This window comes from Pseudomonas sp. B10, assembly GCF_900156235.1.
GTDB classification, from domain to species: Bacteria; Pseudomonadota; Gammaproteobacteria; order Pseudomonadales; family Pseudomonadaceae; genus Aquipseudomonas; species Aquipseudomonas siliginis.
In genome coordinates, this window is record NZ_LT707063.1 from 2,616,369 (window position 1) to 2,630,811 (window position 14,443).

Consider the following 14,443-nt stretch of genomic DNA (forward strand, 5'->3'; position numbering starts at 1 on the left):
CGGGCTCTCCTTGAGCGCACGCGAGGCCGGACAGGCCCTCGCGTGCGCCGCATCGCTATCAGTCGGTCAGTTTGGCCGCCAGTGCTTTCACACGGCTGAGGTCGCCCTTGGCCACTTCGGTCACACCGCTGCCGTACTCGGGGTCAGCCTTGTACAGGAAGGACAGGATGATGTGCTTGCTCTCGTCATCGGTGGTGGCCAGCGAGCCGCCGAAGCTGTCGATCAAGTCGCGACGGTCCTGCTTGCTGTACGAGCGATACAGATCACCTGCCTGCTTGAAGTTCTGCTCACGCTGGATCTTCGCCTGCTGCGTGCTGCCCGCCAGCGCCGACTGGCTGTAACGCGCCGCTGGCGTTTCTTCACGCGGTTGCAGGCGGCTTGGCTGGTAGTTGACGCCGGACTGGCTGGCGCCAAAATTCATCGCGCCATCCTGATTGCCATTGTTCACTGCGATTTTCGGTGCGTTGATCGGCAATTGCAGAGCGTTGGCACCAAGGCGATACATCTGCGTATCGGCATAAGAGAACACTCGGCCCTGCAACAAACGATCTTCCGAAGGTTCGATACCCGGAACTACGTTGGCCGGTGCCATGGCAACTTGTTCAGTTTCCTGGAAGACATTGGCTGGATTACGGTTCAAGACCATTTGTCCAACTTTGCGCTCGGCAATACCCGGCCAGATCTTGGTTGCATCCAATGGATCGAAATCAAACTTGGACAAATCCTGTGGCTTGAGAACTTGCACGTACAAGTCCCACTTCGGAAAGTTACCCTTGTTGATATTACTCACCAAGTCGTTGGTCATATGACTGTAATCCTGACCCTGAACTTCGCTGACTTGTTTTGGCGTGAGGTTCTTGATGCCTTGAAGACTCTTCCAGTGAAACTTCACGTAGTGAACTTCATTCTTGGCATTGATCAGCTTATAGGCATGAACACCATTGCCATCCATCTCCCGGTAACTGGCCGGAGTGCCGTAGTTGGAATACAACTCGGTCAGTGTGCGGGTGGCTTCCGGTACATGGGAGAAGAAATCGAACCGGCGCGAATCGTCATCGAGGTTGGTGCGCGGATCGGGCTTGAAGGCGTGCACCATGTCCGGGAATTTGATCGCATCACGGATGAAGAAGGTCGGGAAGTTGTTGCCGACCAGATCCCAATTGCCGTCCGCGGTGTAGAACTTGGTGGCGAAGCCGCGCGGATCACGCAGGGTTTCCGGGGAGTGGTTGCCATGCACCACCGCCGAGAAACGCACGAATACCGGCGTGCTCTGGCCTGCGGCGAACACCTTGGCCTTGCTCAGGTCGCTGAGGTCATCGGTCACGGTGAAGGTGCCGTGAGCGCCAGTGCCGCGTGCATGTACGACGCGCTCGGGAATGCGCTCACGATCGAAGCGCTGCAGCTTCTGGATCAGTTGCACATCCTGCAGCAGCACCGGGCCGTTGGCGCCGGCAGTTTGCGAGTTCTGATTGTCACCGACTGCCGCGCCGTTATCGCGGGTCAGCGGAGCGGCGTTGACCGAAAAGGTCAGCAGCCCGGCAGTCAGTACGCCGAAGGTGCGGCGGAAGGGAAAAGCCCCCAGTCCAGGAGTGGATGTCATATCAGGTTCCTCTGGTTTTATTGGGCGCATCCAGGTGCGCCACACCAAGGCTAGAGGCCTGTGCCGCAGAACATAAATAGAAAGAACGTAACACCATGATTGAAGAAATTGGCTTTCCCGTCAGCGGGTTAGCGCGTATTCCGCGCGCGATTGCTGGCAATTTGCAAACTAATCGTCAATCGATGTGTCGATAAAAACGGGCATTGTAAGAAGGTGTTTCGCGCAGGAGGCGTTTCGCTGATTTACACTGCCTACACCAAACTCATCTGTAACAAGGAAATAACTATGGGCGTGCTTAGCGAGTTCAAGGCCTTCGCGGTCAAAGGCAATGTGGTCGACATGGCCGTCGGTATCATCATCGGCGCGGCGTTCGGCAAGATAGTTTCGTCGTTTGTCGGCGACGTGATCATGCCGCCGATCGGCCTGTTGATCGGTGGGGTGGACTTCAGTGATCTGGCTGTCACGCTCAAAGCCGCCCAGGGCGATGCGCCCGCAGTGGTGCTGGCTTACGGCAAATTCCTGCAGACGGTGCTGGATTTCGTGATTGTCGCTTTCGCGATTTTCATGGGTGTCAAAGCCATCAACCGCCTCAAGCGCGAAGAAGCCGTAGCACCGACCGCGCCGCCGATCCCGAGCAAGGAAGAGCAACTGCTGGGCGAAATTCGCGACCTGCTCAAGGCGCAGAACGAGCGGCCCTGAGGCATTCGGTACTCGTCAAAACGGCACCCGCGGGTGCCGTTTGTTACCAGTAATTCTCCACCGCAACCTGCCCCGGCTTGCGCGTCAGGCTCAGGCGCATGTCGCGCTGTTTCAGCAAGGCGCGGGTGTCGTCGATCATCTGCGGATTGCCGCACAGCATCACACGCGAATGCTCTGGCGAGAGATCAACGCCCGCCGCGCGTTCCAGTTCGCCGTTTTCAATCAGCGTGGTAATCCGGCCCTGCAGCGCGCCTGGATGCGCTTCGCGGGTCACAGTGGGGATGAATTGCAGCTTGTGGGCGTATTCGCTCAGATAGTCACGTTGCGCCAACCCGGCGATCAACTCCTGATAAGCCAGTTCCCGCGCCTCCCGCACGCTGTAAACCAGAATGATTCGCTCGAATTTCTCCCAGACCTCGAAGTCCTGCAGGATCGACAGAAACGGCGCCACCCCGGTGCCGGTCGACAATAACCACAGGTCACGGCCGTCGACAAAACGATCCAGCGTCAAATAGCCGAACGCCTGGCGCTCGACCATCAGGCTATCGCCGACCTGGAGCCGGCTCAGCTCACTGGTAAATTCGCCGCCCGGCACGACGATGGAAAAGAACTCGAGAAACTCATCGAACGGCGACGACACCATCGAATAGGCGCGCCAGACCGTGCTGCCATCGGCCTTGGTCACGCCCAGCCGGGCGAACTGGCCGGCACGAAAGCGAAAGCCGGGGTCGCGGCTGGTGCGCAGCGTGAACAGGTTCGGCGTCAACGTTTGCACATCGAGCAAGGTCTGGGTGGTGTACTTCTCGGCACTGGCAGTCATGAGGCACTCCTTGAAACGATTGCCTACAGTGTCCCGCAAAACCGCGCTGCCAAACACCTGCCATTGGTAATGATATTGACAGAATCAGCGCTGCACATTCGATGTGATGTCAATGTTAGATCTAGAGTAATAACTTTAAGATGGCAGTTAAAATATAACAGCGCGTATTGCTAAGAACACTTTATAAAAAACATCAAAGTTTCAATCTCGAAAAAATGTAAGGCGTTTCGCAGGAAAGATCCTACACTTCGATTCGTGCCGGATCTTTTGGATCCATTCCGCACCCCGATATCAAGATACAGAGGCAAAGTTCATGGAAACGTGGAAGGAATCACAATTGAAACAACTGACATTTGCCAAAGGCATTGAAGCGGCGTACCCGATACTGCTGAGATTTGCCGAGAATCTGGGCTTTAACTAGTGTGCAATAGCAGTGACGTCCCCTCATCGTGATGTCCACCTGAATGCCTTGCAAATCAATAACTATCCAAAAGAATGGAACATCCAGTACAACAAAGAGAACTTCCGCAATATTGATCCGGTAATAGCGCATTGCAATCACTCAATATTACCCATCGTATGGGAAGAAAGAGTCTTCAACGATGCACCCGAGTTGTGGCAGGCGTTGAAACAGAATGGGCTGCAGCATGGCTGGTCGCAGGCCTTTCATGACGAAACCAGCGGTTTGTGCAGCATCATCAGTCTGGCTCGAACCCACTGCCCGATCAGCCCGCTCGAACTGTATGAGCATTACGGTTATCTGTTTTTTGCCAACCGACACTTCAGTGACCTGTATGCCCGCACCGTTCCCACACCGGCCAAACCCAGCAAGCCGAGGCTATCGTCCCGGGAGCTGGAGATCATGAAATTGTCCGCCATGGGCAAAACCGCTCACGATATTTCGAGAATCCTCAGCCTGAGCGAACGCACCGTTAACTATCACGTACAAAACGTCATCGAAAAATTCAACGTCTGCAACAAGATTTCCGCAGTGATTGCCGCCGCTCGTGCCGGGATTATCTGACTGACGAGCGATATCGCACGGTAATCCTGCGAGTATTTACGCGCAAAAAAACGTACCATTCAGGCCTTTCCGAGTGATGACGCAACCTGCTTGCATCGCAGTCCACTCGGTCGGATCCCGTCGCACCATCTGCCGGCAACGGGATATCTGCCGAATATCCTGAGTCCCCGCCCCATGCCCTTGCTCGAAACGCCTTTCGCCCAGCTCGACCTGATCCGCCAGCCTGAACAGCAGAATGAACCGCTGCAAGCCTTCGATGCGGCGGACGAATACCTGCTCAATCATCTCGCCAGCGAACAACCTCAGAGCAGCACCCGCGTGCTGGTGCTCAATGACAGCTTTGGCGCCTTGGCGATCAGCCTGCTGGGCAAGGTCGAGGTGAGCAGCAGCGGCGACTCGTTCCTCGGTTTCGTCGGGCTGGAAAAGAATCTGCTGCGCAATGGCCAAGCGTTCGACGCGATCCGTCCGATTCCGGCCAGTGAGCCTTTGGTCGGGCCGTTTGACCGGGTGCTGATCCGCGTTCCCAAGACGCTGGCGCTATTGGAAGAGCAGTTGATCCGCCTGCAAGGGCAACTCGCTCCGAGCGCGCAAGTGATCGCCGCCGCCATGGTCAAGCATCTGCCGCGCGCTGCCGGCGATCTGCTCGAGCGCTACATTGGCCCGGTGCAGGCGTCGCTGGCCGTCAAGAAAGCCCGACTGCTGATCGCCACGCCGGAAACCAAAGCGCCCGCCACGTCTCCTTACCCGACTCGCTATCGTCTCGACGAACCAGCGATCGAATTGCTCAACCACGCCAATGTGTTCTGCCGTGAAGGCCTCGACATCGGCACCCGCGCCTTTCTGCCCCATCTGCCGAAGAACCTTGGCCACGCGCGAGTCGCCGACCTGGGTTGCGGCAACGGCGTTCTGGCAATTGCCAGCGCCTTGCAGAACCCGGATGCGCATTACACGCTGGTCGACGAATCGTTCATGGCGGTGCAATCGGCTGCCGAGAACTGGCGCGCGGCATTGGGCGATCGCGAAGTCATCGTGCGCGCTGGCGACGGTCTGGCCGGGCAGGCGCCGCAGTCGCTGGACGTGGTGCTGTGCAACCCACCGTTCCATCAGCAACAGGTGGTCGGCGATTTCCTCGCCTGGCGCATGTTCCAGCAGGCGCGCGAGGCACTGGTGGTCGGCGGTGCGCTGTACATCGTCGGCAACCGGCATCTGGGCTATCACAGCAAACTGGCGCGCCTGTTTCGTGGTGTCGAGCAAGTGGCGGCCACGCCGAAATTCGTCATCCTCAAAGCGCGCAAATAAATCTGCGGCATAAAAAAACCCTCCGTGAGGAGGGTCGCAAGTCCATACCCGAAGGCGCCGGGACGGGATATTTCAGTGGGTGGTCAAACCTGCGGCATTCATGAACATGCGCATCAGGCTGGCGGCGATGAACAACACGCCGACACTGCCAACCCAGATCAGGGCCAACCAGCCGAGCCGCTGCCACAGCGGCTTTTTTTCGGCTTCTTCAATGTCGTGCAGGGAATGTTTGCCGGTCATTGCATCGATCTCCGATAAGCCAAGGCGTCACTGCGGACGCCTTCGCGAGCAGGCTCGCTCCCACAGGGCAAGCCCAGCATGGGATTAGTGATAGCCGTCTTCATGGGTCACCTTGCCGCGGAACACGTAGTAGCTCCAGAAGGTATACCCCAGGATGAACGGGATGATGAACAACGTGCCCACCAGCATGAAGCCCTGACTTTGCGGCGGCGCGGCGGAGTCCCAGATCGAGATCGACGGCGGCACGATGTTCGGCCACAGGCTGATGCCCAAGCCGCTGTAGCCGAGGAAGATCAGCACCAGGGTCAGCAGGAACGGCGTGTAGTTTGCGTTACGTGCCACCGCGCGGATCAGGCCGTACAAGGTGACCAGCACCAGAATCGGCACCGGCATGAACCAGAACAGATTCGGCATGCTGAACCAGCGCGAGGCGATTTCCGGATGCGACAGGGGTGTCCACAGGCTGACGATACCGATCACTGCCAGCAGGACGAACGCCAGCGGCCGCGCCAGGTCGTGCATTTGTTCCTGCAGCTTGCCTTCGGTTTTCATGATCAGCCAAGTGCAACCGAGCAAGGCATAAGCCACTACCAGCGCCGCGCCGCAAAACAGCGTGAACGGCGTCAGCCAGTCCAGTGAACCTCCAGCGAACTGGCGATTGACCACCGGCAAACCATCGATGAACGCACCCAGCGCAACGCCCTGAAAGAACGTTGCCGCGATCGAACCACCGATGAATGCCTTGTCCCACAGATGACGTTTTTCATCCTTGGCCTTGAAGCGGAACTCGAAGGCCACACCGCGAAAGATCAGGCCCATGAGCATGAAGATCAGCGGCAGGTACAGCGCCGACAACACCACCGAATAGGCCAGCGGGAAGGCGCCGAACAACGCCGCGCCACCCAGCACCAGCCAGGTTTCGTTGCCGTCCCACACAGGGGCGACGGTGTTCATCATCACGTCGCGATCGGTCTTGCCGGGCACGAATGGGAAGAGAATGCCGATGCCCAGGTCGAAGCCGTCCATGACCACGTACATCATGATGCCGAAGATGATGATCACGGCCCAGATCAGCGGAAGATCAATACCCATGAGTCAAATCTCCTTGGTCAAGCGAGTGTTGTCTTCGTGCTCGCCCTCGGCCGGGTCGTCGGCTGCGGACAACGGACGCGCCGGGGTGCGTTTCTTGCCTGGACCACCGTCCGGTGTTTCGCTGCCTTCGCTGATTTTCGGCCCTTTGCGCACCAGGCGCATCATGTAGCCGAGACCGGCGCCGAACAGGGCGAAATAGACCACGACGAACATGATCAGGGTGATGCTCATCTGCATGAAGCTGTGGTTCGACGAAGCATCGGCAGTGCGCATCAGGCCGTAGACCACCCACGGCTGACGGCCGATTTCCGTGGTGAACCACCCGGCGAGAATCGCGATCAGACCGGACGGCCCCATCCACAAGGCCAGATGCAGGAACGGCCGCGAGGTATACAGCGAGTCGCGTTTGCGCAGCCACAGACTCCACAAACCGGTGAAAATCATCAGGAAACCGAGGCCGACCATGATCCGGAACGACCAGAACACGATGGTCGAATTCGGCCGGTCTTCCGGTGGGAACTCCTTCAGCGCCGGTACTTGTTTATCCAGCGAGTGGGTGAGGATCAGGCTGCCGAGGTAGGGAATCTCCACAGCGAACTTGGTGCGCTCTTCTTTCATGTCCGGCCAGCCGAACAGGATCAGCGGCGTCGCTTCGTCGCCATGGTTTTCCCAGTGGCCTTCGATCGCAGCAATTTTTGCCGGCTGATGCTTGAGCGTATTGAGGCCGTGGAAGTCGCCGATCACAGCCTGGATCGGCGCGACGATCAACGCCATCCACATGGCCATCGACAGCATGGTGCGGATCGCCGGGTTGTCTCTGCCGCGCAGCAGGTGCCAGGCCGCCGACGAACCGACGAAGAACGCCGTCGCGACGAACGCCGCCGTGGCCATGTGCATCAGCCGGTAAGGGAATGACGGGTTGAAGATGATTGCCAGCCAGTCGGTGGGGATGACCTGACCGTTGACGATTTCAAAGCCTTGCGGGGTCTGCATCCAGCTGTTGGAGGCGAGAATCCAGAAGGTCGAAATCAGCGTGCCGATCGCTACCATCACCGTCGAGAAGAAGTGCAGGCCGCGCCCGACCTTGTTCCAGCCGAACAGCATCACGCCAAGGAAACCGGCTTCAAGGAAAAACGCCGTAAGCACTTCATAGGTCAGCAACGGCCCGGTGACGGCACCGGCGAAGTCGGAAAAACGACTCCAATTGGTGCCGAACTGATAAGCCATGACCAGCCCGGAAACCACGCCCATGCCGAAGTTGACGGCAAAAATCTTCGACCAGAAATGGTAGAGATCGCGGTAGGTGTGGTTGCGGGTCTTCAGCCACAAGCCTTCGAGCACCGCCAGGTAACTCGCCAGGCCAATGGTGATGGCCGGGAACAGAATGTGGAACGAGATGGTGAACGCGAACTGAATTCGGGCGAGATCGAGAGCCTCTAAACCGAACATATGGCTTCCTCTGTCAGGTAATACGGGTAGCTGGCCCGGAGGCCTGCACCACTGCCCCCACGGATATGGAGTGCGGCGAATTCGGATTCGTTCTTTTTTTGCAACCATCGCAACGCAGGGAGTCTGGCCAAATGGCCGCCAGATCAGTTCCGGTCGGGGTCTTGATCTGGATCAAGCAACGTTGAAAGAGTAGTCCCATTTTTGCCAATGAACTGCGTGGTGGTTTGCCGCGTGACAAGTTGCCTCACTCCCCTGTGGCGAGGGGATTTATCCCCGTTGGGTCGCGCAGTGGCCCCAAAATCTCGAAGCGACGACTGCTGCGCAGCCGAACGGGGATAAATCCCCTCACCACAGGGCTGATTGTCAGCATGAAAGATCGATGTCTGGCCTAACTGAATTGTTTCTCGTAGCAACTTCCTGTTACAGACTGGTGATAATCTCGCCGTTCACTCGTCCAAGACCTGCCTTCAGATGCCCACACAAGAGCCCCTGCTGTTACGTCACCATCGTCCGTTCATGGCTTTTTGGCTGGCGCGGATTTTCACCGCCAGCGGTTTCCAGATGCTCACCGTGGCGATCGGCTGGAATCTGTATCAACTGACCGGCAACGTGCTGGATCTGGGCCTGGTCGGGCTGGTCGAATTCGCCCCGCGGGTGCTGTTCATGCTGCACACCGGGCACGTTGCCGATCGCTACGATCGGCGCAAGGTCGCCGCACTCTGCCAGTCATTGCAGGCATTGATTGCCTTGGCGCTGGCCATCGGCAGCGCCACCGACCATGTCACCCGCGAGATGATTTTCATCCTCGCCTTCCTGCTCGGCGCCGCCCGTTCGTTCGAGATGCCGACGACTCAGGCCTTGCTGCCCAGCATCGTCCCCAGTGCGCTTTTCCCCCGTGCGGTTGCCGCCGCGCAATCGGCGCAGCAGTCGGCCACTATCGTCGCTCCGGCTCTTGGCGGTTTGCTCTACGCGTTCGGCAGCGTCTGGGTCTACGGCCCGACCGTGCTGCTGTATGTGATCGCCTGTTCGCTGATGCTCAACCTGCCGGCACGCCAGACGCCATTGAATAAAGGTAAAGCCACGCTGGACTCGCTGCTGGCGGGGATTCGCTTCATCCGCAGCCGCCCGGACATCCTTGGCGCGATCTCGCTGGACCTGTTCGCCGTGTTGCTCGGTGGCGCCACAGCGCTGCTGCCGGTGTTCGCCAAGGACATTCTGCTGACCGGCCCGTGGGGCCTTGGCCTGTTGCGCTCTGCGCCGGCGGTGGGTGCGTTGCTGATGTCGCTGTTTCTGGCGCGATTTGCCGTGGAACGCAATGTCGGCCGGGTGATGTTCACCGCCGTCGGCATCTTCGGCGTCGCCACCATCGCGTTTGGTTTGTCGACCTCGTTCTGGTTCTCGCTGGCGGTGCTGGTGGTGCTCGGCGCAGCGGACATGATCAGCATGGTCATCCGTGCCTCGTTCGTACAACTGGAAACCCCCGACGAAATGCGCGGCCGGGTTAGCGCGGTGAACGGCCTGTTCATCGGCGCTTCGAACCAGTTGGGCGAATTCGAATCCGGCCTCACCGCCCACTGGTTCGGCACCGTGCCGGCGGTGGTCATGGGCGGGATCGGCACGCTGGTGGTGACGGGGACGTGGATCAAACTGTTTCCGACGTTGGCGAGTCGGGATCGGATGCATGTGCCGGTGGAAGAGAAGGTCTGAGTTTTTTGGAAAAAACTCACCTGCTTAGCACCTATCAAGCGACAACGTGCGGTACATAGTTACCGCACCAGGTGTAATGTATCGCCTTACACTCGCCGCCATGATCAAATCCTTTCAGCACAAAGGCCTTCGTGGCTTCTATGAAACAGGTACGACTCGTGGAATTCGTGCCGACCATGCAAAACGGCTTTCGCGCATGTTGCAGTTCATGGATCGAGCGACGCTTCCCGCAGACCTGGACTTGCCCGGCTGGCGCCTGCATCCGCTGAAAGGTGAGCTGAGCGAATATTGGTCGCTCAGCGTTTCAGGCAACTGGCGAGTGATCTTTCGTTTTGTCGGTTCGGATATCGAATTGGTCGATTATCTGGACTACCACTGACAGGAGGCAGGCTCATGCCCATGCACAACCCGCCACACCCCGGTGAAACCCTGCTGCTGGATGTCTTGCCCGAGCTTGGTATCAGCGTGAGCGAATTGGCCCGGCACCTTGGCTTTGCACGCCCGCATCTTTCGCGCGTACTGCACGGACACGCGCCGATCAGCCCGGATCTGGCAGTACGACTTGAGCGTGCAGGGATCGGCAAGGCGCGCGTTTGGCTAGGCGTCCAAACCGACTACGATCTTTGGCAAGCGGAGCACCGTGAGCAACCAATGATAGAACCCCTCGCAGCCCACGGCTGAACCGTCAGGCCATCAACTCCCCCGCCACCCTCGCCCGCAACGCCTTGCCACCAAGCTGCTCGACCAGGGTCAGGGCAAATTCCAGCGCCGCGCCCGAGCCTTGGGCGGTGATGCAGTTGCCGTCGACCACCACCGGTTGATCAACAAACGTACAGCCGGACAACTGATGGCTGGCGCCGGGCAGGCAGGTCATGCGTCGCTGGCGCAGCACGCCTGATGCCTGGAGGGCGGTGGCTGGGGCTTCGCCGATGGCGGCGAACAGGCGGCCGGCGCTGGCTTGATCCTTGAGCAATTGCTGCAAGGGCTGATGCGCCGCCAGATGCAGGGAACCGACGGCACCGCCCGGCAGGACAATCAGGTCGAAACTCTGCGCCAGCACATCGACCAGCATGCCGTCGGCAGTCAGCCGGGTGCCGCGCGCACAGGTCAGCATGCGTCGGCCTTCGATGCTGGCGGCGACCACTTCGATGCCGGCGCGGCGCAGCACGTCGATCAGAGTCACGCTTTGCAAATCGTCGATGCCCTCGGCGAGGGCAATCAGGGCTCTGGAAGTCATGGGCGCTTTCCGCTGGATAGTCAGTCAAGCGTAGTCAGCTTTGTCCACCCTGTTCGCAGACAGCCGTTACTTGATGTAAAGCTGAGTCGAAAGCGTGTTGCGCGGAGCGTTGATCGAGGTGTTGCTGAAGTTGAAGGTGCCTTGCTGTTTGCCGGCCAGATCGAAGGTATAAAGAGAGCCGACGGTTTTGCTACCAGGCGTGCATTCGGTGAGGTTGCCATTATCGAAGGCGCACACCGGACCTCGGGTGCCGTTGACCTCGAAGCCATCCAGAGTCACGTGTGGCTGGTTCTGGCCATAGCCGACTTCCAGCACGAAGACTTTGATATTCGGCCCGCTGTGATTGCATTGGGTTTGCGGCTGGTTATCGGCAATATCTTCCAGGCCGCAGGACGGTGACTGCACTTTGATCACCTTCACCTCGGAGAGTGGCGGCGCCGATGCCGCGAACGCCGGAGCTGTCACCAGTAGTGCTGCAATCCATCCGAAAATCCTGATCCAACCGTTGCGCATGCCTGCCCACTCCAAAAAATCAGCGCGCAGTATGGCGCAGTTGTCGGCTGCGCAAAACTTCGCCGACGATCGACACCAACATCCGCCAAATTCCTCACGCGGCTGGTATGATGCGCGGCTTTTTCCGGCCCACGACAATTTTCCAGGCGCTTGCGACGGTCTGTGCTTTGCTGTTGAGGTCGATACATTCACGGCGCCACGCGCGCCACGGGGAGCAGACATGCTGGAAAGGCTGTTTCAACTCAAGGCACACAACACCAACGTGCGCACCGAAATTCTTGCGGGCGTCACGACTTTCCTGGCCATGGCTTACATTCTGTTCGTCAACCCGAGCATCCTCGGCGAGACCGGCATGGACAAAGGCGCGATCTTCGTCGCCACCTGTCTGGCGGCTGCAATCGGCTCGACCGTGATGGGCCTGATCGCCAACTACCCGATCGCCCTCGCTCCGGGCATGGGCCTGAACGCCTTCTTTACCTACACCGTGGTGCTGCACATGGGCCACACCTGGCAGGTGGCGCTGGGTGCGGTGTTCATTTCCGCCGTGCTGTTTTTCCTGCTGTCGATCTTCCGCATCCGCGAATGGATCATCAACGCCATTCCGCTGCCACTGCGCTCGGCGATCGCCGCGGGTATCGGCCTGTTCCTGGCGCTGATCGCCCTGCACAACGCCGGTATCGTGGTCAGCAACCCGGCGACCATGGTCGGCCTCGGCGATCTGACTAAACCGGCACCGATTCTGGCCACCGTCGGCTTTGCCGTGATCGTCGCCCTCGAAGCGCTGAAAGTGCGCGGCGCGGTGCTGATCGGCATTCTCGCCGTAACCATCGCCTCGATCGTACTAAACGTCACCGAGTTCGGCGGCATCATGTCAATGCCGCCGTCGCTGGCGCCGACCTTCCTGCAACTGGATATCAAAGGCGCACTGGACATCGGTCTGGTCAGCGTGATTTTCGCATTCCTGTTCGTCGACCTGTTCGACAACTCCGGGACCCTGATCGGCGTCGCCAAGCGCGCCGGCCTGATGGGCAAGGACGGCCACATGCCGAAAATGGGCCGCGCGCTGATCGCCGACAGTACGGCGGCCATGGCCGGCTCGCTGCTGGGTACTTCGACCACCACCAGTTACATCGAATCCGCTGCCGGCGTCAGTGCCGGTGGCCGCACGGGCCTGACCGCCATCGTCGTGGCGATCCTGTTTCTGCTGGCGCTGTTCTTCTCGCCCCTGGCGGCCAGCGTTCCGGCGTTCGCCACTGCGCCAGCGCTGCTGTTCGTCGCCGTGCTGATGACTTCCGGCCTGGCGGAAATAGACTGGGACGACATCACCGTGGCTGCGCCGGTTGTGGTTACCGCGCTGGCCATGCCGTTCACCTATTCGATCGCCAACGGCATCGCGTTCGGTTTCATCGCCTGGACCGCCATCAAGCTGCTGTCCGGCCGTGCCCGTGAGCTGAACCCGGCACTGGTGATTCTGTCGATTCTGTTTGTGATCAAGTTGGGTTGGTTCAACGCATGAGTTTCGATTCCCAAGCCTACGCCGAACAACTCGAAGCCAAGGTCACGCGCTTGCGTGATCTGCTGGCACCGTTCGATGCACCTGCGCCGACGGTGTTTGATTCGCCGTTGCAGAACTTCCGCCTGCGCGCCGAATTCCGCCTGTGGCGCGAGGGCGGCGAACGCCACTACGCGATGTTCTCTCAGGACGACAAACGCACGCCGATCTTCATCGAAGAATTCCCGATTGCCAGTCTGCGCATCAACCAGTTGATGCCGCAGTTGAAGGCCGCGTGGCAAGCCAGTTCAGCGCTGAGCCACAAGCTGTTCCAGGTCGAATTTCTGACCACGCTGGCCGGCGACGCGATGATCACCCTGTGCTATCACCGTCCGCTGGACGAGCACTGGCATGCGGCAGCAACGAAGCTGTCGGCCGATCTCGGCGTGAGCATCATCGGCCGTTCCAAGGGCAAGCGCGAAGTGCTCGGTCAGGACTATGTCGTCGAGAAACTCGAAGTCGGCGGCCGCACCTTCAGCTATCGCCAGCCCGAGGGCGCGTTCACCCAGCCCAACGGCACGGTGAACCAGAAGATGCTCAATTGGGCATACGAAGCGCTGGGCGATCGCAGCGACGATCTGCTCGAGTTGTACTGCGGCAACGGCAACTTCACCCTGCCGCTGGCTACGCGCGTGCGCAAAGTGCTCGCTACCGAAATCAGCAAGACTTCGGTCAACGCGGCCCTGAGCAACCTCAGCGAAAACGCTGTGGATAACGTCACGCTGGTGCGTTTGTCCGCCGAGGAGCTGACCGAAGCGCTCAACGAAGTGCGCCCGTTCCGCCGCCTGCACGGCATCGATCTGAAGAGCTACGAATTCGGCAGCGTCTTCGTCGACCCACCACGCGCCGGCATGGACCCGGACACCTGCGAACTGACCCGGCGCTTCGACAACATCCTCTACATTTCCTGCAACCCGGACACCCTGGCGGCCAACATCGCCCAGTTGCATGACACCCACCGCATTACCAAGTGCGCATTGTTCGACCAGTTCCCGTGGACCCACCACATGGAATCCGGTGTGCTGCTGACCCGGCGTTGATTGCGGGTAGCGGATACGGAAAAGCCGTCGTGATTGACGGCTTTTTTGTGGGAATCTTTTGATCCGTGCGATCACCGAACACAAAACGCCTCGGTCATTTCTGTTCAATTGACCGATGTAACCATCTAGTACATTTTATCTCCACAGGCCGGAACCTCTCGGCCCATGCCA

General features: G+C 59.2%; 14 protein-coding genes and 1 pseudogene. 8 read left to right on the forward strand and 7 right to left on the reverse strand.

Translation table 11 applies throughout. The annotated features are described in order from the left end of the window. Positions 1-58: 58 nt before the first annotated feature. On the reverse strand, positions 59-1,600 hold the full coding sequence (katB, locus tag BXA01_RS11735; RefSeq protein WP_076564178.1) for a catalase KatB: 1,542 nt from the start codon (positions 1,598-1,600) through the stop codon (positions 59-61). A 285-nt stretch (positions 1,601-1,885) separates the two neighbouring features. Between katB and mscL the strand changes: the two genes are divergently transcribed. Next, a complete protein-coding gene (mscL, locus tag BXA01_RS11740; RefSeq protein WP_024014404.1) occupies positions 1,886-2,299 on the forward strand; it encodes a large-conductance mechanosensitive channel protein MscL in 414 nt (137 codons plus the stop codon). 43 nt (positions 2,300-2,342) lie between these two features. On the opposite strand, the gene BXA01_RS11745 is transcribed toward mscL, so the two are convergent. After that, a complete protein-coding gene (locus tag BXA01_RS11745; protein ID WP_076564179.1) occupies positions 2,343-3,119 on the reverse strand; it encodes a ferredoxin--NADP reductase in 777 nt (258 codons plus the stop codon). A gap of 313 nt (positions 3,120-3,432) precedes the next feature. Here BXA01_RS11745 and BXA01_RS11750 point away from each other — a divergent pair. After that, positions 3,433-4,143 (forward strand): annotated as a pseudogene (locus BXA01_RS11750) (autoinducer binding domain-containing protein). Positions 4,144-4,317: 174 nt separating this feature from the next. Further along, the gene (locus BXA01_RS11755; protein WP_076564180.1) at positions 4,318-5,442 is read left to right on the forward strand and encodes a methyltransferase; all 1,125 of its coding nucleotides are present in this window, start codon (positions 4,318-4,320) and stop codon (positions 5,440-5,442) included. Between the two features lie 72 nt (positions 5,443-5,514). Here the strand turns inward: BXA01_RS11755 and BXA01_RS11760 are convergent, their stop codons facing one another. The 3 genes from BXA01_RS11760 to BXA01_RS11770 form a co-directional block, all read right to left on the reverse strand. Continuing rightward, on the reverse strand, positions 5,515-5,682 hold the full coding sequence (locus BXA01_RS11760) for a DUF2474 domain-containing protein (RefSeq protein WP_016773090.1): 168 nt from the start codon (positions 5,680-5,682) through the stop codon (positions 5,515-5,517). 84 nt (positions 5,683-5,766) lie between these two features. Then, positions 5,767-6,774 (reverse strand): cytochrome d ubiquinol oxidase subunit II, encoded by a 1,008-nt coding sequence (gene cydB / locus BXA01_RS11765; RefSeq protein WP_076564181.1) that lies wholly within the window; start codon positions 6,772-6,774, stop codon positions 5,767-5,769. Positions 6,775-6,777: 3 nt separating this feature from the next. Then, the gene (locus BXA01_RS11770; RefSeq protein WP_076564182.1) at positions 6,778-8,223 is read right to left on the reverse strand and encodes a cytochrome ubiquinol oxidase subunit I; all 1,446 of its coding nucleotides are present in this window, start codon (positions 8,221-8,223) and stop codon (positions 6,778-6,780) included. Between the two features lie 471 nt (positions 8,224-8,694). Between BXA01_RS11770 and BXA01_RS11775 the strand changes: the two genes are divergently transcribed. The 3 genes from BXA01_RS11775 to BXA01_RS11785 all read left to right on the forward strand — a co-directional run bounded on the left by BXA01_RS11775 (position 8,695) and on the right by BXA01_RS11785 (position 10,611). Further along, positions 8,695-9,930 (forward strand): MFS transporter, encoded by a 1,236-nt coding sequence (locus BXA01_RS11775; RefSeq protein ID WP_076564183.1) that lies wholly within the window; start codon positions 8,695-8,697, stop codon positions 9,928-9,930. A gap of 100 nt (positions 9,931-10,030) precedes the next feature. Next, entirely contained in the window at positions 10,031-10,309 is a 279-nt protein-coding gene (locus BXA01_RS11780) for a type II toxin-antitoxin system RelE/ParE family toxin (RefSeq protein ID WP_041477766.1), read from the forward strand. Positions 10,310-10,323: 14 nt separating this feature from the next. Beyond that, positions 10,324-10,611, forward strand: a complete 288-nt coding sequence (locus BXA01_RS11785; protein WP_016773085.1) for a HigA family addiction module antitoxin — start codon at positions 10,324-10,326, stop codon at positions 10,609-10,611. A 4-nt stretch (positions 10,612-10,615) separates the two neighbouring features. Here BXA01_RS11785 and BXA01_RS11790 read toward each other — a convergent pair whose 3' ends face one another. Both BXA01_RS11790 and BXA01_RS11795 read right to left on the reverse strand, forming a co-directional pair. Further along, positions 10,616-11,167 (reverse strand): DJ-1 family glyoxalase III, encoded by a 552-nt coding sequence (locus BXA01_RS11790; RefSeq protein WP_076564184.1) that lies wholly within the window; start codon positions 11,165-11,167, stop codon positions 10,616-10,618. Between the two features lie 66 nt (positions 11,168-11,233). Further along, positions 11,234-11,680, reverse strand: coding sequence for a DUF4879 domain-containing protein (locus BXA01_RS11795; protein ID WP_076564185.1), 447 nt, complete (start codon positions 11,678-11,680; stop codon positions 11,234-11,236). 220 nt (positions 11,681-11,900) lie between these two features. Between BXA01_RS11795 and BXA01_RS11800 the strand changes: the two genes are divergently transcribed. Both BXA01_RS11800 and trmA read left to right on the forward strand, forming a co-directional pair. Beyond that, positions 11,901-13,196: an NCS2 family permease gene (locus BXA01_RS11800; RefSeq protein ID WP_016773083.1), complete on the forward strand. Its 1,296-nt coding sequence runs from the start codon at positions 11,901-11,903 to the stop codon at positions 13,194-13,196. Continuing rightward, positions 13,193-14,272: a tRNA (uridine(54)-C5)-methyltransferase TrmA gene (gene trmA, locus BXA01_RS11805; protein WP_076564186.1), complete on the forward strand. Its 1,080-nt coding sequence runs from the start codon at positions 13,193-13,195 to the stop codon at positions 14,270-14,272. Before BXA01_RS11800 ends, trmA begins: the two co-directional genes overlap by 4 nt. Positions 14,273-14,443 lie beyond the last annotated feature (171 nt).